The sequence below is a fragment of the Pseudomonas sp. PGPR40 genome, from assembly GCF_022014505.1.
Lineage (GTDB): Bacteria > Pseudomonadota > Gammaproteobacteria > Pseudomonadales > Pseudomonadaceae > Aquipseudomonas.
Genome location: NZ_JAKLSP010000022.1, coordinates 1 through 19,837, shown reverse-complemented (window position 1 = coordinate 19,837; position 19,837 = coordinate 1). Strand labels below are relative to the sequence as shown.

Here is a 19,837-nt window from a genome sequence, read left to right as displayed (position 1 = left end):
GGCTATTTGAGACTCAGGACCCAGGTTGCAAGTGTCTTCGCTTCTTCATCCGTCACCGGGTTGGCCGGCATTGGCATCGGGCCCCAATTGCCTTGCGTACCGTTCTTGATGTGGTTGGCCAAGGTGTCCGCGGCCCCGGCTACGCCAGCGTTCTTGGCCGCGACATCCTTGAGCGCCGGACCGACCAGCTTGGTGTCGATGGAATGGCAGGCGGCGCAGGGTTTGCTCTTGAACAGCTCCTGGCCGTCTTGAGCCATGACCGGTTGCACGCTCAGCGCAGCGGTCAGGGCGAACAGTGAAAACAGAATATTTTTCATAAGGATTCCTTGCATTGATGGAGCTCAATAGATGTCGTGTTGGGTGTTGTAGACGTTGAATTTTCCGGTGGGGGTGATCAGCCGTTTGTCCTTGATGACTGATTTGAGCTTCAGCGTTTTGTCGTCGATCACCACCAGCGCCGACTCCTCTGACTGACCGCTCCACACGGAGAACCAGACCTCATCACCGGCCTTGTTGTATTCCGGCTGCACCACCCGCATCGCGCCTTGCTTGATGCCGGCGTACTCGGCGATGGGCAACACGGTGTAGCCGGCGTCGAGTTTGTCGATGTTGAACACTGCCACCGACTGGCTCAGCTTGGCGTCCGGGTTGAGGGTGGTGTCGACATACAGGTGACGGGAGTCCGGGTGGGTTTTGATGAACAACGATCCGCCGCCCTGGCCCTTGAGTGAGGCGACCTGTTTCCAGGCGTATTGCGGGTGTTTGACCGGGTCGGTACCGATCAGGGAAATGCCGTCATCACCGAGGTGGCTGGTGGCCCAGACCGGGCCGTAGGTCGGGTGGTTGAAGTTGGCGCCGCGTCCCGGATGAGGGGTTTTGCCGACCTCCACCAGAGCTGCCAATTTGCGATCTTTGGAGTCGATCACGGCGACTTTGTTGGAGTTGTTGGCGGCGGTCATGAAGTAGCGGTGGGTGCTGTCCCAACCACCGTCATGCAGAAACGGCGCGGCATCGATGTAGGTGATGGTGAGGTTCTGGATGTCCTGGTAATTGACCAGCATGACCTTGCCGGTTTCCTTGACGTTGACGATGAACTCCGGCCATTCATGGGAGGCGATGATCGCCGCGACCCGGGGTTCGGGGTGATATTCCTGCTTGTCGACAGTCATGCCGCGGGTCGAGACGATCTGTTTGGGCTCCAGGGTTTCGCCATCCATGATGGTGAATTGCGGTGGCCAATAGGAGCCGGCGACGGTGTATTTGTCTTCGTAGCCCTTGAACTTGGAGGTCTCCACCGAGCGCGCCTCGATGCCCACTTTGACTTCGGCGACCTTGGTCGGCTCCACCGGCCACAGGTCGATCATGTCGATCCGGGCGTCTCGACCAATCACCAACAGGTAGCGACCGGAGGCAGAAATGCGCGAGATGTGCACCGCATAACCAGTCTCGATCAGCTTGACGATTTTCTTGCTGTCACCGTCGATCAAGGCAATCTTGCCGTCATCGCGCAACGTCACCGAAAACAGGTTCGGCAGGTTGAGTTTGCTCAGTTGCTTCTTCGGACGATCCTCGGGCTTGACCAGCACTTTCCAGGTTTTCAGCGTCTCGGCCATGCCCCATTCCGGTGGCGTCGGCGGCGCGTGCTGAATGAACTTGGCCATTGACGTGATCTGATCCTTGGTCAGCGCATTCGACGTTCCCCAGTTCGGCATGCCCGCCGGCGAGCCGTAGGTGATCAACGCCTCCAGAAACGGTTGCCCGCGGGACTGGGTGATGTCCGGTGTCAGTGGTTTGCCGGTGGCGCCTTTGCGCAGAACACCGTGGCAGCCGGCGCAGCGCTGGAAGTAAATCTCCTTGGATGAGTCGAACTCGGCCTGGCTCATGTCGGGAGCGCCAGCGGTTTTGAGCATGGGTGGTGTGGTAGCAGGCTCGTCGGCTCTAGCCGCGTGAGTCACCGCAAAGGCCAGCGCCGAACACAATGTGGCGACAGTCAGAGCAAACGTTTTTCTATTGCTGATCAGCATTCCATTTCTCCTCAGGCAAGACCTTTGCGATGTGCTGAAACGGCAGCGCAGAACGCAGGTTCTTAGTGCCGTGCAAGGCTATGCCCGAGCAGGCCAATGCTTGCTTGACCGCGATCAAGTTTGCCGGCCATGTCACTTGCCAGGTTGTCGCAGGGGCCCGTAGCGTGTGGCTTGAATCCGCTTTTGGAACAGACAGCCCATGGACCGAATCCAGTCTTGCGAACCCTTCTATCAACCGCTCAACAATGAGGAGGCGCTGTTCGAGCAGGCCTGGCGACACGGCATGCCGGTGCTGATCAAAGGCCCGACGGGATGCGGCAAGACCCGTTTCGTCCAGCACATGGCCCATCGGTTGAAACTGCCGCTGTATACCGTGGCTTGCCATGACGATTTGAGCGCCGCCGACTTGATCGGCCGCCATTTGATCGGTGCCCAAGGCACCTGGTGGCAGGACGGACCACTGACCCGCGCGGTGCGTGAAGGCGGCATTTGTTATCTGGATGAAGTGGTCGAAGCGCGCCAGGACACGGTGGTGGTACTGCACCCACTGGCCGATGATCGTCGCGAGTTGTTCCTGGAACGCACCGGCGAAGTGCTGCAGGCACCACCCTCATTCATGCTGGTGGTGTCTTACAACCCTGGCTACCAGAACCTGCTCAAAGGCATGAAACCCAGCACCCGACAACGTTTCGTGGCGATGCGTTTCGGCTATCCGCCGGTGGCCGATGAAGAGCGCATTGTTGCCCGGGAAGCGCAGGTGGACAGCGCACTGGCGGCGCAAGTGGTCCGGCTGGGACAGGCACTGCGCCGGCTGGATCAACATGACCTGGAGGAGGTCGCCTCGACGCGGCTGTTGATTTTTACCGCGCGAATGATCCGCTCCGGCATGAGCCCGCGTGAAGCGTGCATGGCCTGCCTGGCCGAGCCGCTGAGCGATGATCCGCTGACGGTTGCGGCGCTGATGGGCGTGGTTGATGTCCACTTCGGCTGAGTCCAGACGTGTTTCACCAGATCACTTGCCGGGTGACCTGGCGATGTGGTTTTTCATTCTGGCCGAGCTGTCGGTGTTCGCCATTCTGATTCTGGTATTCGCCGTGACTCAGGCACTCAAGCCGCAGCTATTCATTGAAAGCCGTCTGTTGCTGAACACATCGACCGGTTTGGCGATGACCCTCAGTTTGCTCACCGCTGGGCTGTTTGCCGCACTGGCTCAAGAGCAAGTCAGGCGCTCTCGGTCTCGCCACGGCGCGGTCTACCTGCTGGCAGCATTGCTCGCCGCCAGTGTCTACGTGGTGTTGAAGCTTACCGAATACCGGCACTTGCTGGCCTCGGGGCTGGGCATGGAGCACAACACGTTTTTCACCCTCTACTGGATCCTCACCGGTTTTCATTTTCTCCATGTACTGCTCGGCATGGTCATTCTCGGATGGCTGGCCGAGCGCTGCCGTCGCGGCCTGTATAACGCGGCCAACCGCAGCGGGCTTGAATCGGGTGTGCTGTATTGGCACATGGTCGATCTGATCTGGGTCGTGCTGTTTCCGCTGGTCTATGTTCTGAATTGACGGAGGTTCTGATGTCGGCTTCCAGGTTTTTGCTCGTCTGCTGGGCAGCGCTGGCCACGTTAAGTGTGTGCACCGTGGTGCTGGCACAGGTGGGCGCGACGTGGCTGCTGTCGGTGGCCATTTTACTGGTGGCGGTCGGCAAGGCCTGGCTGATTGCCGATGGCTTTATGGAGATGCGTCATGCCCCGCGATTGTGGCGCCGGTTGATGGTGAGCTGGGCGCTGGTGTTGGCCGCCGTTGTGGGGCTGACGCTGGTGTTGGTCGGCTAAGGAATACAGTCTGTAAAACAGCGCGATTCTAATGTGGGAGCGGGCTTGCTCGCGAAGGGGCCGGCACACTCAGCATCCATGTTGACTGACACGCCGCCTTCGCGAGCAAGCCCGCTCCCACATTCAATCTCTGTCAGCCATACGATCGATACCCGACCCAAACCATCTGCCTTTCTTGATCGCCATCAAGCAGGTTTCAACCCTTCGCTTTCTATCATGGGCACGCCAAGCAAAGAGGAAGCGACCATGTCAGAGACCTTCACCAAAGGCATGGCCAGGAATATCTACTTCGGGGGAAGCATCTTCTTCTTCCTGATATTCCTGGCCTTGACCTATCACACGGAACAGACCTTTCCAGTGCGCAGCAACGAAGCGCAGTTAACCGAATCAGTGATTCGCGGCAAGACAGTCTGGGAGCAAAACAACTGCATCGGCTGCCATACATTACTGGGCGAGGGCGCCTACTTTGCGCCTGAGCTGGGCAACGTGTTTCAGCGGCGCGGCGGGGAGGCGGGTTTTAAACCCTTTCTGCATGCCTGGATGAAAATGCAGCCGCTGGGCGTACCGGGCCGGCGAGCGATGCCGCAGTTCAAGTTGAGCGAGCAGGAGGTGGATGACATCGCCGAGTTCCTCAAATGGAGTTCGAACATCAACACCAATGGCTGGCCGCCAAACAAGGAGGGCTAAGCGATGAGCATTGCTAATCCGCATCTGAAATTCGCCTCGCAAGCCGTGGCCAAACCGTACTTCGTGTTTGCCCTGATGCTGTTTCTCGGTCAGGTGCTGTTTGGTTTGATCATGGGTGTGCAATACGTGGTGGGAGACTTTCTGTTCCCGATCATTCCCTTCAACGTGGCGCGGATGGTGCACACCAATCTGCTGATCGTCTGGCTGCTGTTCGGCTTCATGGGCGCTGCCTACTACCTGATTCCGGAAGAGGCCGACCGCGAACTGCACAGCCCGAAGTTGGCGATCATTCTGTTCTGGGTATTCGCCGTCGCGGGCGTGCTGACGATTCTCGGCTATCTGCTGGTGCCTTATGCGGGCCTGGCCAAACTGACCCACAACGAGCTGCTGCCGACCATGGGCCGGGAGTTCCTGGAGCAGCCGACCATCACCAAGATGGGCATTGTGGTGGTGTGCCTGGGCTTCCTTTACAACATCGGCATGACCCTGCTCAAAGGTCGCAAGACCACCGTCAGCATGGTGATGATGACCGGGCTGATCGGGCTCGCGGTGTTCTTCCTGTTCTCCTTCTATAACCCCGGTAACCTGGCCCGCGACAAGTTCTATTGGTGGTGGGTGGTGCATCTTTGGGTGGAAGGCGTGTGGGAACTGATCATGGGTTCGATGCTCGCTTTCGTGCTGATCAAGATCACCGGTGTCGACCGGGAAGTCGTGGAGAAATGGCTGTACGTGATCATCGCCATGGCGCTGATTACCGGGATCATCGGCACCGGTCACCACTTCTTCTGGATCGGTGCGCCTGAGGTCTGGTTGTGGGTCGGTTCAATCTTCTCCGCACTTGAGCCGTTACCGTTCCTGGCCATGGTGATCTTCGCCTTCAGCATGGTGAAGAATCGTCGCCGGCAACACCCGAACCGCGCCGCCACACTGTGGGCCAAGGGCACCACGGTTACCGCGTTCTTCGGTGCGGGCGTCTGGGGTTTTCTGCACACCCTGGCACCGGTCAACTTCTACACCCACGGTTCGCAACTGACGGCGGCTCACGGTCACCTGGCCTTCTACGGTGCTTACGCGATGATCGTGATGACCTTGATCAGCTATGCCATGCCGCGTTTGCGCGGGCTGGGTGAAGCCGCTGACGAGCGTTCGCAAACCTTCGAAATCTGGGGCTTCTGGTTGATGACCCTGTCGATGGTGATGATCACGCTGTTCCTGACCGCTGCCGGTGTCGTCCAGGTTTACCTGCAACGCTGGCAGGCCGACGGGATTGCGTTGCCATTCATGTCCACGGTCGAACATCTGCAGGTGCTGTTCTGGGCGCGTCTGGGCGCCGGTCTCGGCTTCTTCGCAGGCTTGCTCTGTTACCTGCTCAGCTTCAAGCAACGTAGCCGCGCAGCCTTGCGTGCCCCGGCTACGGTCGTACCTTCATGAACGAGTGCAACAGCTAGAAAAGGTCGGCCCGGCTGATACAGCGGGCCGTTTTTTTGGTTTCCAGCAAGGGCAGGCATCATGGCGTTTACCGTCGAACTGGAAGAGTGGGTCGGCAGTGTCTGGCATCGTTTCATCACCCGGCGTGCCAGCCCGGACTTCCCTGAAGCACGGGTTGAACTGGCCAGCCAGCAACGCCCGCTGGCGCTGTTGTTCCGTGCCATGGGCGGCGCCAATGGCATCGGCGTGGAAGCGGCCAGCGACCGCGATCTGCTGCTGCGACGCAATGTGTTGCAGCAAATCGCCGGCACCTGCAAACAAGTGCCGTTGGCGTGGTGTGACGCGAATAATTTGCGGCTGCCATCGAGCCTGGCGGTCTTCCCTGAAATCGCACTGAACGAGGAACTCTATCGCTGGCTCACGTTGCTGGCGGCACAAGCCGGGCAGATGCGTCACTGGGGTCGGGATAATCAACGCTGGACGCAACAGCTGCTGCGACGCTATCCCGCGTTGCGTGTTCGTTACCAACGACTGGTCGATGCCCATCTGCAATTACGCCCCGATCCGGCCTCATTGAACGCTAGCGAAGCCGCACTGGAACGAGCGTTATGCCAGGCGCTACGCGAACCGGGCAGTGTCGAACATTTTCCCCGCAGCGAACGGGCCGCATGGCCGCTGCCGCTGTGGTTGTACCCGCCGCAAAACCTCGCGAGCCCGCAGGCTGCCGATCTTGGCGATGAATCCGAAGAGTCTTTGACCACGCCGCCGGGCGAACAGAAAAGCGGGCGTAAACGCGCGACGCGGATCGATGAAGGCAGCCGCGACGGCGGGTTGTTAATCGTGCGTCTGGAGAACCTGTTCAGCTGGACCGAGCACGTCGACCTGGATCGCTGGTCGGACGACAGCGAAGACCCGGACGCTGCCCGAGTCGCCGACGACCTGGATGAATTGACGCTGTCGCGCACACGTCTGCGCAAGGGCGGCGGTCTCAAGCTGCATCTGGATTTACCACCGGCCGATGTCGACGATATTCCCCTCGGGGAGGGCATCAAGTTGCCGGAGTGGGACTACCGCAAACAACAGATGCAGGACAGCTTCGTCAACCTGCAAATGATGGTGCCCCGCGACTGTGAAGCGCAGCCGCTGCCATTACGCTTGAAGGCCTCGGCGCACCGCTTGCGGCGCCAATTCGAGCATCTGCGCAATGATCGTCAATGGTTACGCCAACAATCCCAGGGATCAGAGCTGGACATGCAGGCCTGGCTGGATTTTCACGTCGAACGCGAGCATGGCCAGTGCGCCGAACGCGGTCTGTTCATGGAGCAACGGCAGACTCGCCGCGACCTGGCGTGCCTGTTACTGGCCGACGTGTCGATGTCCACCGACGCCCACCTGAACGATGAGCACCGCGTCATCGACGTGATCCGCGACAGTCTGCTGCTGTTCGGCGAAACCTTGTCGGTGCTGGGTGATGATTTCGCCCTGTACGGGTTTTCCTCGCTGCGTCGTCAGCAAGTGCGCATGCAGGAACTCAAGTCATTCACCCAGCGTTATGACGACACCACCCGAGGTCGCATCCAAGGGCTCAAACCGGGGTATTACACGCGCATGGGCGCCGCCATTCGCCAGGCCACGCAACTATTGGGCATGAGCAAGCGGCGCAGCAAACTGTTGCTGCTGCTCACGGATGGCAAACCGAATGATCTGGACCTGTATGAAGGGCGCTACGGTGTTGAAGATACCCGCGAGGCGGTGCTGCAGGCGCGGCGTCAGGGGCTGACGCCGTTCTGTATCACGATCGATCGCGAGGCCGGGGATTACCTGCCGTACATGTTCGGCGCCAATGGCTACACCTTGATCCGTCAGCCTGAGCAGTTACCTCTGCGCTTACCGCAGTTGTACCGGCAGCTGACTCAACCTTGAGCCCGGGTTTTGCACCTTAACTGACTGGCATCAGGGTTTGAATATGCAGCATCAGTTGATGCTGCGCGGCAACCAGAAAAACATCACCACGCAAAAGACCGTCAGGCCAACGCAAAACCACTTGAATCGGCGCAACCGACGTTGCGCTGCATGTGACGCCAGTGCCGGCAGGGGCATGCCGCATTGGCGGCATTCGACTTTTTGTGGTGGGTTGGCATGTTGGCAATACAGGCAGACGGGCATGGCGCTCACTCGAACTGTTCCAGGCGCAGACGATCAAGAATGGCGATCTGACGGCCGTCCTGAGTGATGATGTTTTCATCGATCAAGCGGCGGATGATTCGCGAAAAGGTTTCTGGCTGGATCGACAGATGCCCGGCAATCAGTTGCTTGGCCATCGGCAATTCGAATTGGCTGTCAATGGTTTGCTGGCGCACCAGTTGCGTCAGCAGATAACGCACGACCCGGTGGGTGGCGTTTTTCAGCGACAGGGTTTCGATTTCGTTGACCCGTTGATGCAAGCGAACACAGAGCTTGCCCAGCAGCGCAAAAGTCAGCCGGCTGTTGCTCTGCAGCAGGTGCATGTAGGTGCTGTTGGATATCCGGTAGAGCTGGGTGGGGCAGATGGCTTCGGCCGAGGCCACATAGTTCGGGGTGTCCATCAGCATCATCGCCTCGGCGAAGGTTTGCCGATCGCTGATGACCTCAAACACTTTCTCCTGCCCATCGGGTGTCAGCCGGTAGATTTTCACCGCGCCGGCAATGATGAAATAGAACGAATCGGCCGGCTCACCCTGACGGAACAACGGCTCGCCCTTGTCGATGCTCAGCAAGTGGCTGGTACTCATCAGTTCATCCAGCTGTTCTTCGTTCAACGGCTCGAACAAGTGATGACTGCGCAGAATCTGGTGATGGACGCGATGAAGCACCATGAGAATTCATCCTGAAGATAGAGAAGGGGATCAGGTCAGACGAGACCTAGAGACACGCCGCTGGCCAGGGCCAGGATTGAGGTCAACACAACAAACCAGGCCAGTGGCTGGATGACTTTTTTCATGACGACTCCGGGTAATCGAGAGGGATCCAGGATTTATGAAAGGTTGCCCATGCAGAGCAAGACGCGGGCCAGGCTTGGAGGGCCTTGTTTATTGGGGGTGTCAGCGATCAGGGTAAAAAATACCGTGATGTTTAGGGTTTAAATGACCATCAAAGGGTCATTTAAACCCTGGTCGGGAATACCTTGTGGCGAGGGAGTTTGCTCCCGCTGGAGTGCGAAGCACTCCCAATACTGGCCATCGCAATTCTTCAGATACTACGCATCAGCCGGTTTACGGCTGCTGCGCACCCGAGCGGGAGCAAGCTCCCTCGCCACAAAGGGCGCGCGCTCGGCATCGGGGCACGCCCCTTGCACACTTGATCTGCGACAAAGGCAATGAATCGGGAATACCCGATGATTGCCTCCTGGATTTACCTCGGCGCGTGCGGGTTGGCGCCAGGTCGGCAAACAGGTAGAGGAGTGGCTTTATGCAAGTGCTTGACCGCCGTAAAGCGATGGCAATCGCACCGCTGTTACGGCTGGCCTTTCGGCCGTTTTTCCTCGCCGGCTGCCTGTTGGCGGTGCTGGCCATTCCGCTGTGGCTGGCGGCTTTTGGTGGTTCGATATCCGACTGGCAGCCGGCAGGCGGTTGGCTGGGCTGGCATCGGCATGAATTGCTGTTCGGGTTCGGCTTGGCGATTATCGCGGGCTTTCTGCTGACGGCCGTGCAGACCTGGACCGGTCGCCCCGGCCTCAGCGGCAAACCGTTGGCCGCTCTGGCGTTGCTGTGGTTATTGGCGCGAGTGGCCTGGTTGGCCAATGTGCCGTGGCCGTTGCTCGCGGTGCTGGAAATGGCGTTCCCGTTGGCGGTGGCGGTGCTCATGGGCTTCACCTTGTGGAAGGTGCGGCAGAAACGTAACTACCCGATTGTGGTGGTTCTGCTGTTGTTGGCCGTGGCCGACGGGTTGTCCCTGTACGGTCTGGTCGAGGGGCATGAAGGCTGGCAGCGCCAGGGCGTGCTGACCGGTATCTGGCTGGTGGCGGCGATGATGGGGTTGATTGGCGGGCGGGTGATTCCGTTCTTCACTCAGCGTGGCCTTGGTCGGGTGGAAGGCGTTGCCGCCTGGCCCTGGCTGGATCGATTGCTGTTAGTGGGCTCGCCGCTGGTGGCGCTGTTGTATGCCGCAGGACCTGCGCTCAACCCCAATGTCTGGGTGGGCCTGCTGTTCGCGGTGCTGGCGGCGGGGCATCTGGTGCGACTGGTGCGCTGGCATGACCGGACACTCTGGAGCGTGCCGTTGCTGTGGTCGCTGCACTTGGCTTATGGCTGGTTGGCGGTGGCGTGTCTCGGGATGGCGCTGTGGCATTTCGGTGTACCGATCAATCCGAGTCTGGCAGTGCATTGCCTGACCATCGGGGCCATGGGCGGTCTGGTTCTGGCGATGATCGCGCGCGTCAGCCTGGGCCACACCGGCCGCGCATTGGAACCGCCGTCGGGCATGACCCTGGCGTTCATCTTGCTCAACCTGGCGTGCCTGAGCCGGGTCGTGTTGATCGAGTTCTTTCCCTTGCCGGCATTGTGGCTTGCCGGTCTGTGCTGGGCGCTGGCGTTTGCGCTGTATGCCTGGCGTTATGGGCCGATGCTGCTGCGGGCCCGGGTTGACGGTCATCCGGGATGAGCACGCGAACTGACAGAGGCTGGCGCTGATGTACCCCTTTTTACTGGTCACGCATTTGCTGGCAGCGATTGCCTTCATAGGCACGCTGTTTTTCGAGGTGGTCATCTGGCATCGCGCGCGCCAGCCGTTGACGGATACTGCGCAAGCGACGGCGGATCAGGCGATTGCACTGCGTTCGCGTAAGGTTCTGCACGGCGTGGTGTTGCTGTTGTATGGCGCCGGCATCGGTTTGGCGTGGCAGTACCGGGGCGCATTGAGTCAGCCGCTGGCCAGCAGTTTTGGTACGTTGCTGAGCCTGAAAATCCTGTTGGCCCTGAGCATCATCGGCCATTACTTGCTGTTGGCCTATTGGCTGACCCACGCGCGCCTGACCGCGACTCGCGCCAGCTGGATTCGCCGCAGCATCCTTGGGCACATGGTGTTGATTGTGATCCTGGCCAAGGCGATGTTCTATTGGCACGGTTGATCACAAGCACTCCCGGATAAACCCAACCCGCGTCAACCGGTGGGCTGGCGCGGGTTGGGTGTGACAGGTGATCGATCAGTGACGAGGGTTCAGGGCGTTGATGAACAGCACGTTGTTTTCCAGATGAATGTGTTGCATCAGGTCATCCTTGAATTCCAGCAGCCCGCGATAGAGGGCACGCCAGGTGTTACAGGCATCGGCAGGCGGGATGATGTGATTGGTCAGGGCGAGCATCTTCTCCAGTGCTTCGCCATGTTGATCATGTTCGAAGCGCAGCACCTGGATCGGCGGAGCCGCTTGAGCACCGATGCCTTGTTGCAGCATCGGGAACAGCACTTGTTCCTCCTTAAGCATGTGGCCTTCGAGTTCTTGCTGCATGTCGGTCAGGAGATCGGCCAGGCCGTTGGGGCAGCTGCTGCGCGCACCATGAACCTGCTCGACGCGGCGGGCCAGACGGATCAGTTCCGGCAGTTGCTCGCGGTGGCGGGCGTGGTAGCGCGTCAGCAGGTGGGCGATCAGCAGTTCCGACGGTTCGTTGCGCCAGTCGTGCTGGGTTTCGCCGGCGTCTTGCAGAATCTGCAGGGCGTCGGCAATGAGGACCGGATCGAGGTTTTTGCCAAGGGCCGCTTCACGCAGGCTTTTTTGCCCGCCGCAACAGAAGTCCAGTTTGAAGGTGTGAAAGATCCGGGTGGCACCGGGAATGTCGCAGGCCAGTTGGCCGAGGCTTTGTTCCAATAGGGTCTGGCTCATCAGGGTTCCTTGTTTGGGTTTCAACGGTTCCCCAAGCTCATTGCATCCGGCATGCCATATTTAAGTGATTGAAAAACATCGATTATTTTTTAGTTGTGGTGATAGGCACCCTGACGCTTTAGGGTGAATCCAACCATAGAGGGTGATTACTACCATGCTGCGAGAAAGCCTGGCAGCCGACCTGATCGTCGAGTTGCCCAATGCCGTACGGTTGCAACGACTGGTCCAGACCTTGCGCGAATACTTTAACAGTGGCGCCGTGGGCTTGCTGCGTCTGGATGACGACAGCCTCAGGCCCGTTGCGACGGTGGGGCTGGTTCATGAAGCGTTGGGGCGCCGGTTCGTCATCGCCCAGCATCCTCGGCTGGCGGCAATCATGGCGTCGCGCGAGCCGACTTGGTTCGAGCCCGACAGCCGCCTGCCTGACCCCTACGACGGCTTGCTCGACAACCACATCGGCGAACCGCTGCCGGTGCATGACTGCATGGGTGTGAGCCTGTATGTCGAAGGGCGGATCTGGGGCGCGATCACCCTCGATGCGCTGCACGCCGGGACTTTTGACAGCCGCGCGCGGGAAGAGCTCAAGCGCTGCACCTTGCAGATCGAAGCCGCCGTGCGGGTCACCCGCCTGGAGCAGGAAAACCGCAGCTTGCGCCTGTCCCGCAGCGATCCCCAAGACTTGCGCATGCCCGTCGAGGAGGGCGAGATCCTTGGGCAGAGTGAGGTGTTGCATCAGTTGCTCAATGAACTGGATGTACTGGCCGACTCCGATCTGCCGGTATTGCTGTTGGGCGAGACCGGTGTCGGCAAAGAGCTGTTCGCCCGGCGCTTGCATCGCCTTTCAAGGCGCCATCACAAGCCGCTGATACACGTTAACTGCGCCGCCTTGCCGGAGTCGCTGGCAGAGAGTGAGTTGTTCGGGCATGTCAAAGGTGCGTTTTCCGGCGCCACCAGTGACCGCGCCGGACGCTTCGATGCCGCCAACGGTGGCACGCTGTTTCTCGATGAGGTCGGGGAGTTGCCGTTGAGCGTGCAAGCGAAGTTGCTGCGCACCCTGCAGAACGGCGAGATCCAGCGCCTCGGCGCTGACAAGCCGTTGCATGTTGATGTGCGAATCATCGCCGCCACCAACCGGCACCTGCCGGACAGCATCCGCGACGGCTTGTTTCGCGCCGATCTGTATCACCGGCTCTCGGTGTATCCGGTGCCGATTCCGCCACTGCGTGAGCGCGGTAACGATGTGTTGATGCTGGCCGGGCGTTTCCTTGAACTCAATCGGGCGCGGCTCGGCCTGCGTGGTTTGCGCCTGTCGCCGGCGGCCGAACGCGCGCTGCTGCTTTATACCTGGCCGGGCAATGTGCGCGAATTGGAACACGTGATCAGTCGGGCTGCGTTGAAGCAGCTCAGTCGTGGGACGAGTCGCGCGTTGATCATGACGCTGGAGCCTGAGATTCTCGATCTCGACAGCGCGATGACGGCCCCGGGATCGGCGATCGAGCCATCCCCGGACGTTACGGCTGATCTGCCGTTCCAGCCCTTGGGCGAAGCCGTCGACGATTACCAGCGCAAGAAAATCCTCGAGGCCCTGAGCCTGTCCGGGGAAAACTGGGCCAGCGCCGCACGAATCCTGGAAGTCGACCCCAGCAACCTGCACAAACTGGCGCGGCGTCTGCGTCTCAAGTAGGCGACAGTGTTGATGGCGGTCAAGGTGGCTTTGCGCAGTGCCTCGCACACTGCGTAAAACCTTCCGGAGATCACCGTCATGCCGCTTTCTTTGGCTCAAATGCGCCGTAACTACACCCTTAATGGCCTGCAAGATGAGGCTGCACTGGACGATCCGCTGGCGATGTTCCGGCAGTGGCTGCAACAGGCCCGCGACACCGAGTGCGCACCTGTCGAGGCCAATAGCATGGTGCTGGCGACGGTCGACCCTGAAGGACGGCCGCATTGTCGGGTTCTGCTGCTCAAGGGGTTGAGCGATGAAGGGTTTACGTTCTTTGGTAATTACCAGAGCGATAAGGGTCAGCAACTGGCCGCCAATCCCTATGCCGCCATGACGTTCTTCTGGCCGGGGCTGGAGCGTCAGGTGCGTATCGAAGGGCAGGTGTCCAGGCTCGATCCGGCGTTGTCGGATGAGTACTTCGATTCTCGTTCCATGGCCAGTCGTCTGGGGGCCTGGGCTTCACCGCAAAGCCGCCCGCTGGCCAGTCGTGCAGCGCTGGAATCGATGCTGGCTGAAACCATCAAGCGCTTCGTTGGCCAGACCGTGTCGCGCCCCGAGCATTGGGGTGGCTACTGCCTGCGCCCTGAACGTCTGGAGTTCTGGCAGGGGCGGGCTGACCGCTTGCATGATCGTGTCGATTACCGTTTGCGCGATGGTCTGTGGAAACGAAGCCGGTTGGCGCCTTAAGCCCCATTGCGCAGGACCTGTAGCGATGGAGGACAGTGTGGGAGCGGGCTTGCTCGCGAATGCGGTGTGTCAGTCGACATTAATGTTGTTTGACATACCGCATTCGCGAGCAAGCCCGCTCCCACAGGTTTTGTGCCCGGCACATTCTCTCCATGTCCCCGACGAGGTACCTCCTTGGAGGAATAGGCTCACCGGGCATTCCAGTTCAGGCTTTGTCCTATACCCTCATTCACGGGAAGACCTGGATATGGCCCATCTGGCGCAACGCACGTTTGAACCCCTGAACATCGCCGTACTGACCATCAGCGATACGCGCACCTTTGACACCGACACTTCGGGACAGACCCTGACGGACTTGCTGCAAACGGCCGGGCATGTGTTGATCGATCGCGATCTGGTCAAGGACGACATTTATCAGGTCCGCGCCACCGTTTCCCGGTGGATCGCCGACCCCAAAGTGCAAGTGGTGTTGATGACCGGCGGCACTGGTTTCACCGCTCGCGACAACACACCACAAGCGGTGCTGCCGCTGCTGGACAAACATGTGGAAGGCTTCGGCGAACTGTTTCGCCAGGTGTCTCTGGAGGAAATCGGCATGTCCAGCCTGCAGTCCCGGGCACTGGCCGGCATGAGTAACGGCGTGCTGGTGTGTTGCGTTCCAGGCTCGCCGGGTGCCTGCCGGACGGCCTGGAACAAGATTCTGCTCGAACAACTGGACAGTCGCACCGGCCCGTGCAATTTCGCCCCGCATTTGAAACCGCAAGCGCAGCGGGTCATCGACGCCTGCGGGACCCGCTCATGACCGGGCGGGTGTGCGACATCGGCAACCTGATGCCGGTGGACGAGGCCATCAGCCGTCTGCTGGACCACGCACCGCCGCCGCCCCTGGCGCAAATGGTTCGTCTGGATCAAGCCATGGGGCGGGTGCTGGCGGCGGACATTCATTCCCCGGTGAACCTGCCGGCCTGGGACAACAGCGCCATGGACGGTTATGCCCTCAGGGCGGCTGACCTGCCCCAGGCGGGTGACTGTTTATCGATTGGCGGGCGCATTGCGGCGGGAGATCAAGCGGGTTCGCCCTTGCTCGCGCAGCAAACGGTGCAGATCTTTACCGGCGCGCCATTGCCACCGGGTGCCGATACCGTGGTGCCGCAAGAGCGCTGTCGGGTCGAGGGCGAGCGCGTCTGGTTCTCGCCCGTATCCGTTGGTGATCATGTGCGCAAGGAGGGTGAGGAAGTTCGCCGCGGGGATCTGTTGCTCAAGGCCGGCAAACGCCTGCGCGCACAAGAACTGGGATTGTTGGCCGGTGCTGGTATTGCGCGGGTCGAGGTCTATCGGCCGTTGCAGGTGTGCCTGCTCAGCAGCGGCAATGAACTGCGTGAGCCGGGCGATCCTTTGGCGCCGGGGCAGATTTACAACAGCAACCGGTATTGCCTCGCCGCGTTGTTGCGCGGCTGGGGCGTCGAGGTTCACGACTATGGCGTCATGGTCGATGAGTTGGCTGCCAGCCGGCATGCCTTGAGCCTGGCGTCTTCGGAATGCGACTTGCTGTTGAGTTCCGGTGGCGTGTCGGTGGGCGAGGAAGATCACCTCAAACAGGCGATCGAGGAACTGGGCAACGTCGATTTCTGGCGGCTGGCCATCCAGCCGGGCAAGCCACTGGCCTTTGGCGAAGTGGCCGGCAAACCGTGGATCGGCATGCCGGGAAATCCTTCGGCGGCGCTGATCACCGCGTTGGTGGTGGTGCGTCCGTTCCTGCTCAGGGCCCAAGGCGTGACTGACGTACTGCCGGTGCCGTTGGCCGTGCCCGCCGGGTTCGACTGGTTGCAGCGTAACAAGCGTCGGCAGTACCTGCGGGCCAGATTGACGCCCGGCGCCGACGGCCAGTTGAGCGTGGAATTGCACCCTCAGCAAAGCTCGGCCATGTTGACCGCCGCGTGCTGGGCCGACGGGCTGGCGGTGATCGAGTGCGAGCAGCCAGTGCTCAAGCACGACAACGTGATGTTCCTGTCCTTCGCCGACCTGATGCAATGATGGCAATTGATTGCCGTCAAGGCCGTGCCTGCCGGTTTGACTAGACTGGCAGCGCCTTTTTCGAACGGTGCGCCACAGACGCCGGGCGATGCTCCGGACGCGTAATTTCATGAGGATTACCCATGCAACTGGTCTGCCCGGCAGGGAATCTGCCTGCGCTTAAAGCGGCGGTGCGCCAAGGCGCCGATGCCGTCTATGTCGGCTTTCGCGATGACACCAACGCCCGGCACTTCGCGGGGCTGAACATGGACGACAAACAGTTCGACGCCGCCGTTGCCCACATTCGCCAGCATCAACGCAAACTCTACGTCGCGGTCAACACGTACCCACAACCCAAGGGGTGGGAGCGCTGGCAACGGGCGGTGGATCGTGCCGCCGATTTCGGTGTCGATGCGCTGATCGCCGCCGACCCTGGGGTGCTCAACTACGCCAGTCAGCGTCACCCGCAACTGGCGTTGCACCTGTCGGTCCAGGGCTCGGCGACCCATGCCGCGGCGCTGGAGTTTTATGCGCAGCGCTACGGCATTCGACGTGCGGTGCTGCCGAGGGTGTTGTCGTTGGCGCAGGTACGTCAGGTCGCCGCCAGCAGTCCGGTGCCCATCGAAGTGTTTGGTTTCGGCAGCTTGTGCATCATGGCTGAAGGGCGTTGCCATCTGTCTTCATACATTACCGGCGAGTCGCCGAACCTGTGCGGTGTCTGTTCGCCGGCCAAGGCCGTGCGCTGGAGCGAGGACGCCGAAGGCTTGAGCGCGCGCCTCAGCGAAGTGCTGATCGATCGCTACACCCCTGACGAGCCAGCCGGTTACCCGACCTTGTGCAAGGGCCGCTTCCTGGTCGGCGGCAAGCGCTTCCATGCGCTGGAAGAACCCACCAGTCTCGACACCCTGGACTTGCTGCCGGAACTGACGGCCATCGGCGTCGAAGCGGTGAAAATCGAGGGCCGCCAACGCAGCCCGGCCTATGTCGAACAAGTCACCCGTGTCTGGCGCGCGGCACTGGATGCCCATCGTGGCACACCGGGCAGTTTTCGGGTCAAGGAGGAATGGCGTCAGGTGCTGGCCGGTTTGTCCGAAGGCAGCCAGACCACCCTGGGTGCTTATCATCGATCATGGCAATGAGGGGTTCGACATGAAACTCAGCCTGGGACCGGTCCTGTTTTATTGGGACAAAGAGCAACTCAGCAACTTTTACGCCGAGATGTCGGCCTTGCCCCTGGATGTGATTTACCTGGGGGAAACCGTGTGCTCGAAACGTCGGGCCTTTTCACTGGATCAATGGCTGGGTTTGGGCCGTGAGTTGCAGGAGTGCAGTCAGGCGCAGTTGGTTCTTTCCAGCCTGACGCTGATTGAAGCGGCGTCCGAACTCTCCAGCCTGCGCCGGCTATGCGATAACGGCCAATTGCTGGTGGAAGCCAACGACATGGGCGCGGTGCAGTTTTTGGCCGAGCGCAAGTTGCCATTCGTGGGCGGCCCGGCCCTCAATCTGTACAACGGTCACTCATTGGCGCAATTGCTCGACAGCGGAATGACCCGCTGGGTGCCGCCCGTGGAATGTTCGGCGGCGCTGATTGGTGATGTGATCGGGCAGGTGCGCGAACTGGGCCATGCAGTGCCGGAAGTTGAAATCTTCGCCTATGGGCATTTGCCGTTGGCCTACTCCGCACGCTGCTTTACGGCTCGGGCGGAAAACCGGCCCAAGGACGACTGCCAGTTTTGCTGCATCAACTACCCCGACGGCTTGGCGCTGACCAGTCAGGAAGGGCAGGCGCTGTTCACCATCAACGGTATTCAAACGATGTCGGCCGAGGTGACCAATCTGTTGGCCGATTATTCCGGGCTGGTGGCCTGCGGTGCCGATCTGTTGCGCTTGAGTCCTCGTGCTCAGGGCATGGCCGAAGTGGTGGCGGCCTATCAACGGGTTCGTCTGGGCGAGACACCGCCGGTGTTCGTCGAAGGGTGCAATGGTTATTGGCATGGCCAGGCCGGCATGCTGCGTGTTGAGGAGGTCGGCCTGTGTTGAATCGAAAAAAGTGGCTGTTGAAAGGTGCCGACCGGATATTGCCGCTAGTGCGCCGGGTGCCTTTTGCCGTGCAGCGCCTGGCGTTGCAGCAAGCGCTGAATCGTTGCCTCGCCGGGCCGTTGTGTGATGGCGAGTTTGAGGTTTTGCGTGGGCGTTGGTTGTGTCTGCGGATTCCGGATCTGGGGTTGTCCTGGTATTTGACGATCAGTGGTAAAGGGTTGCGGATTGCTGAGCACGCTACGGCGCATGTGATGATCAGTGGTAACTGGCGGGAGTTTTTACTGTTGGCGAGCCGTCAGGAGGATCCGGATACGCTGTTTTTTCGTCGGCGTTTGGTGATTGAGGGGGATACCGAACTGGGGCTGGCGCTGAAGAACCTGATCGACAGTCTTGACCCTGATGTTCTGCCTGTCTGGCTGTGGCGCAATCTGGAGCGGGCGGGGAAGGGGTTGGCGGCGGGGTAATCCATATCGTTCAATTGTGGGCGCTGGCTCGCGGCTCAGTACATATCCATTTCTGCGGTAACGGCGGCTTAGGGTTCCGCCCTTACGGCCAGCCCTTTCAAGGTCTTCGTTTAAACTCCCCCAAAACTCCAGTCAGGGTGACGAAAACGATGTGGGCAGAAGTTCTAGCGCGGTTTGAAAAAAAGGCACCGGCCAGTGTCATGGTCAAGTTGGCACTGGAGCACGCCATTCCTGCTGAGTGGGTTGATCAGGTGTTTGAAGAGCATCGTCAACGCCAGTACCCGCGTGAGCTTTTGTTTTCGACCATCGTTGAGCTGATGTCCCTTGTTTCATTGGGCCTGCGCCCGTCCTTACATGCCGCTGCGCGCCAGATGGATGCTCTACCGGTTACCTTGGCGGCGCTCTATGACAAGGTCAGCCGCACCGAACCGGCATTGCTGCGAGCCTTGGTCACCGGTAGCGCAGAGCGCCTGGCGCCGACGATAAAAGAGTTGGGCTGTTCAGCCATTTTGCCCGGCTGGCAGTTGCGCATTGTTGACGGCAATCACCTGCCGTCTACCGAAAAACGCCTGGGGGCTTTGCGGCGCGAACGAGGTGCAGCTCGGCCGGGGTTTTCGGTTGTGGTTTACGATCCTGACCTGGATCAGATCGTTGACTTGCAGCCTTGCGAGGATGCCTACGCCAGTGAGCGCGTCAGCGTGCTGCCGTTGTTAGCCCGCGCCAGTGCGGGACAGCTGTGGATGGCCGATCGGCTTTATTGCACGCTGCCCGTCATGCAGGCCTGCGAGGAAACGGGGGCTTCGTTCATTATTCGCCAGCAAAGCAAGCATCCACGGCTGATTCGGGAAAGCGATTGGCAAGCACCGGTGCCTGTCGAGGCCGGGACAGTACGCGAACAAATTATCGAACTCAAAGGCGGCCACCGCTGGCGCCGAGTTGAACTGAGCCTGCAAACACCGACCGAATCAGGCGACTGCGTGATGTGGTTCTGGAGCAACTTGCCCGACACCATCAGCGCTGAGCAAATCGCCGATTTATACCGTCGTCGCTGGAGTATCGAAGGGATGTTCCAGCGTCTTGAATCGG

Annotated in this window: 21 protein-coding genes; 16 read left to right on the top strand and 5 right to left on the bottom strand. The window is 60.3% G+C overall.

All coding sequences use genetic code 11. From position 1 onward, the window contains the following. Window positions 1-2 precede the first annotated feature (2 nt). Both MEB48_RS19050 and nirS read right to left on the bottom strand, forming a co-directional pair. Complete coding sequence (locus tag MEB48_RS19050; RefSeq protein ID WP_330932713.1) at window positions 3-317, bottom strand: c-type cytochrome; 315 nt, start codon at window positions 315-317, stop codon at window positions 3-5. 24 nt (window positions 318-341) lie between these two features. Continuing rightward, a complete protein-coding gene (nirS, locus tag MEB48_RS19045) occupies window positions 342-1,910 on the bottom strand; it encodes a nitrite reductase (RefSeq protein ID WP_237885603.1) in 1,569 nt (522 codons plus the stop codon). Between the two features lie 313 nt (window positions 1,911-2,223). Between nirS and MEB48_RS19040 the strand changes: the two genes are divergently transcribed. The 6 genes from MEB48_RS19040 (at window position 2,224) to MEB48_RS19015 (ending at window position 7,893) form a co-directional block, all read left to right on the top strand. After that, window positions 2,224-3,015, top strand: coding sequence for a CbbQ/NirQ/NorQ/GpvN family protein (locus MEB48_RS19040; protein ID WP_237885509.1), 792 nt, complete (start codon window positions 2,224-2,226; stop codon window positions 3,013-3,015). Further along, the gene (locus MEB48_RS19035) at window positions 2,999-3,586 is read left to right on the top strand and encodes a cytochrome c oxidase subunit 3 (protein WP_237885508.1); all 588 of its coding nucleotides are present in this window, start codon (window positions 2,999-3,001) and stop codon (window positions 3,584-3,586) included. The genes MEB48_RS19040 and MEB48_RS19035 overlap by 17 nt, the downstream gene beginning before the upstream one ends. Before the next feature lie 11 nt (window positions 3,587-3,597). Then, complete coding sequence (locus MEB48_RS19030) at window positions 3,598-3,855, top strand: cytochrome C oxidase subunit IV family protein (protein ID WP_237885507.1); 258 nt, start codon at window positions 3,598-3,600, stop codon at window positions 3,853-3,855. Between the two features lie 246 nt (window positions 3,856-4,101). Next, the gene (locus MEB48_RS19025) at window positions 4,102-4,542 is read left to right on the top strand and encodes a c-type cytochrome (RefSeq protein ID WP_030130714.1); all 441 of its coding nucleotides are present in this window, start codon (window positions 4,102-4,104) and stop codon (window positions 4,540-4,542) included. 3 nt (window positions 4,543-4,545) lie between these two features. Next, window positions 4,546-5,973 (top strand): cbb3-type cytochrome c oxidase subunit I, encoded by a 1,428-nt coding sequence (locus MEB48_RS19020; RefSeq protein ID WP_237885506.1) that lies wholly within the window; start codon window positions 4,546-4,548, stop codon window positions 5,971-5,973. Between the two features lie 78 nt (window positions 5,974-6,051). After that, complete coding sequence (locus tag MEB48_RS19015; protein ID WP_237885505.1) at window positions 6,052-7,893, top strand: nitric oxide reductase activation protein NorD; 1,842 nt, start codon at window positions 6,052-6,054, stop codon at window positions 7,891-7,893. A 51-nt stretch (window positions 7,894-7,944) separates the two neighbouring features. On the opposite strand, the gene MEB48_RS19010 is transcribed toward MEB48_RS19015, so the two are convergent. Both MEB48_RS19010 and MEB48_RS19005 read right to left on the bottom strand, forming a co-directional pair. Beyond that, complete coding sequence (locus MEB48_RS19010; RefSeq protein ID WP_237885504.1) at window positions 7,945-8,145, bottom strand: protein DnrP; 201 nt, start codon at window positions 8,143-8,145, stop codon at window positions 7,945-7,947. Beyond that, window positions 8,142-8,825, bottom strand: coding sequence for a Crp/Fnr family transcriptional regulator (locus MEB48_RS19005; RefSeq protein WP_237885503.1), 684 nt, complete (start codon window positions 8,823-8,825; stop codon window positions 8,142-8,144). Before MEB48_RS19005 ends, MEB48_RS19010 begins: the two co-directional genes overlap by 4 nt. 592 nt (window positions 8,826-9,417) lie before the next feature. Here MEB48_RS19005 and MEB48_RS19000 point away from each other — a divergent pair. Then, window positions 9,418-10,608, top strand: a complete 1,191-nt coding sequence (locus MEB48_RS19000; protein WP_237885502.1) for an NnrS family protein — start codon at window positions 9,418-9,420, stop codon at window positions 10,606-10,608. A gap of 28 nt (window positions 10,609-10,636) precedes the next feature. Beyond that, window positions 10,637-11,074 carry a hypothetical protein gene (locus tag MEB48_RS18995; protein ID WP_237885501.1) on the top strand — a complete coding sequence of 146 codons (438 nt, stop codon included), beginning with the start codon at window positions 10,637-10,639 and terminating at the stop codon, window positions 11,072-11,074. Window positions 11,075-11,149: 75 nt separating this feature from the next. On the opposite strand, the gene ytfE is transcribed toward MEB48_RS18995, so the two are convergent. Then, complete coding sequence (gene ytfE, locus MEB48_RS18990; protein WP_237885500.1) at window positions 11,150-11,824, bottom strand: iron-sulfur cluster repair protein YtfE; 675 nt, start codon at window positions 11,822-11,824, stop codon at window positions 11,150-11,152. 154 nt (window positions 11,825-11,978) lie between these two features. On the opposite strand from ytfE, the gene norR reads away from it, so the two are divergent. The 8 genes from norR to MEB48_RS18950 form a co-directional block, all read left to right on the top strand. Beyond that, window positions 11,979-13,508 carry a nitric oxide reductase transcriptional regulator NorR gene (gene norR, locus MEB48_RS18985; protein ID WP_237885499.1) on the top strand — a complete coding sequence of 510 codons (1,530 nt, stop codon included), beginning with the start codon at window positions 11,979-11,981 and terminating at the stop codon, window positions 13,506-13,508. Window positions 13,509-13,586: 78 nt separating this feature from the next. Continuing rightward, complete coding sequence (gene pdxH / locus MEB48_RS18980) at window positions 13,587-14,234, top strand: pyridoxamine 5'-phosphate oxidase (RefSeq protein WP_237885498.1); 648 nt, start codon at window positions 13,587-13,589, stop codon at window positions 14,232-14,234. Between the two features lie 247 nt (window positions 14,235-14,481). After that, window positions 14,482-15,036: a molybdenum cofactor biosynthesis protein B gene (moaB, locus tag MEB48_RS18975; protein WP_237885497.1), complete on the top strand. Its 555-nt coding sequence runs from the start codon at window positions 14,482-14,484 to the stop codon at window positions 15,034-15,036. After that, on the top strand, window positions 15,033-16,268 hold the full coding sequence (locus MEB48_RS18970) for a molybdopterin molybdotransferase MoeA (RefSeq protein ID WP_237885496.1): 1,236 nt from the start codon (window positions 15,033-15,035) through the stop codon (window positions 16,266-16,268). Before moaB ends, MEB48_RS18970 begins: the two co-directional genes overlap by 4 nt. A gap of 122 nt (window positions 16,269-16,390) precedes the next feature. Next, window positions 16,391-17,386 (top strand): ubiquinone anaerobic biosynthesis protein UbiU, encoded by a 996-nt coding sequence (gene ubiU, locus MEB48_RS18965; protein WP_237885495.1) that lies wholly within the window; start codon window positions 16,391-16,393, stop codon window positions 17,384-17,386. A gap of 10 nt (window positions 17,387-17,396) precedes the next feature. Further along, complete coding sequence (locus MEB48_RS18960; protein ID WP_237885494.1) at window positions 17,397-18,287, top strand: U32 family peptidase; 891 nt, start codon at window positions 17,397-17,399, stop codon at window positions 18,285-18,287. Continuing rightward, a complete protein-coding gene (gene ubiT, locus MEB48_RS18955) occupies window positions 18,281-18,751 on the top strand; it encodes a ubiquinone anaerobic biosynthesis accessory factor UbiT (RefSeq protein ID WP_237885493.1) in 471 nt (156 codons plus the stop codon). Before MEB48_RS18960 ends, ubiT begins: the two co-directional genes overlap by 7 nt. A 200-nt stretch (window positions 18,752-18,951) precedes the next feature. Then, window positions 18,952-19,837: IS4 family transposase (locus tag MEB48_RS18950; RefSeq protein WP_237885602.1), on the top strand; the 886-nt coding region annotated here is incomplete at its 3' end.

Coding starts and splice junctions, on each gene's coding strand:
- MEB48_RS19050 (WP_330932713.1), bottom strand. CDS start 317: ATGAAAAATATTCTGTTTTCACTGTTCGCCCTGACCGCTGCGCTGAGC.
- nirS (WP_237885603.1), bottom strand. CDS start 1,910: ATGCTCAAAACCGCTGGCGCTCCCGACATGAGCCAGGCCGAGTTCGAC.
- MEB48_RS19040 (WP_237885509.1), top strand. CDS start 2,224: ATGGACCGAATCCAGTCTTGCGAACCCTTCTATCAACCGCTCAACAAT.
- MEB48_RS19035 (WP_237885508.1), top strand. CDS start 2,999: ATGTCCACTTCGGCTGAGTCCAGACGTGTTTCACCAGATCACTTGCCG.
- MEB48_RS19030 (WP_237885507.1), top strand. CDS start 3,598: ATGTCGGCTTCCAGGTTTTTGCTCGTCTGCTGGGCAGCGCTGGCCACG.
- MEB48_RS19025 (WP_030130714.1), top strand. CDS start 4,102: ATGTCAGAGACCTTCACCAAAGGCATGGCCAGGAATATCTACTTCGGG.
- MEB48_RS19020 (WP_237885506.1), top strand. CDS start 4,546: ATGAGCATTGCTAATCCGCATCTGAAATTCGCCTCGCAAGCCGTGGCC.
- MEB48_RS19015 (WP_237885505.1), top strand. CDS start 6,052: ATGGCGTTTACCGTCGAACTGGAAGAGTGGGTCGGCAGTGTCTGGCAT.
- MEB48_RS19005 (WP_237885503.1), bottom strand. CDS start 8,825: ATGGTGCTTCATCGCGTCCATCACCAGATTCTGCGCAGTCATCACTTG.
- MEB48_RS19000 (WP_237885502.1), top strand. CDS start 9,418: ATGCAAGTGCTTGACCGCCGTAAAGCGATGGCAATCGCACCGCTGTTA.
- MEB48_RS18995 (WP_237885501.1), top strand. CDS start 10,637: ATGTACCCCTTTTTACTGGTCACGCATTTGCTGGCAGCGATTGCCTTC.
- ytfE (WP_237885500.1), bottom strand. CDS start 11,824: ATGAGCCAGACCCTATTGGAACAAAGCCTCGGCCAACTGGCCTGCGAC.
- norR (WP_237885499.1), top strand. CDS start 11,979: ATGCTGCGAGAAAGCCTGGCAGCCGACCTGATCGTCGAGTTGCCCAAT.
- pdxH (WP_237885498.1), top strand. CDS start 13,587: ATGCCGCTTTCTTTGGCTCAAATGCGCCGTAACTACACCCTTAATGGC.
- moaB (WP_237885497.1), top strand. CDS start 14,482: ATGGCCCATCTGGCGCAACGCACGTTTGAACCCCTGAACATCGCCGTA.
- MEB48_RS18970 (WP_237885496.1), top strand. CDS start 15,033: ATGACCGGGCGGGTGTGCGACATCGGCAACCTGATGCCGGTGGACGAG.
- ubiU (WP_237885495.1), top strand. CDS start 16,391: ATGCAACTGGTCTGCCCGGCAGGGAATCTGCCTGCGCTTAAAGCGGCG.
- MEB48_RS18960 (WP_237885494.1), top strand. CDS start 17,397: ATGAAACTCAGCCTGGGACCGGTCCTGTTTTATTGGGACAAAGAGCAA.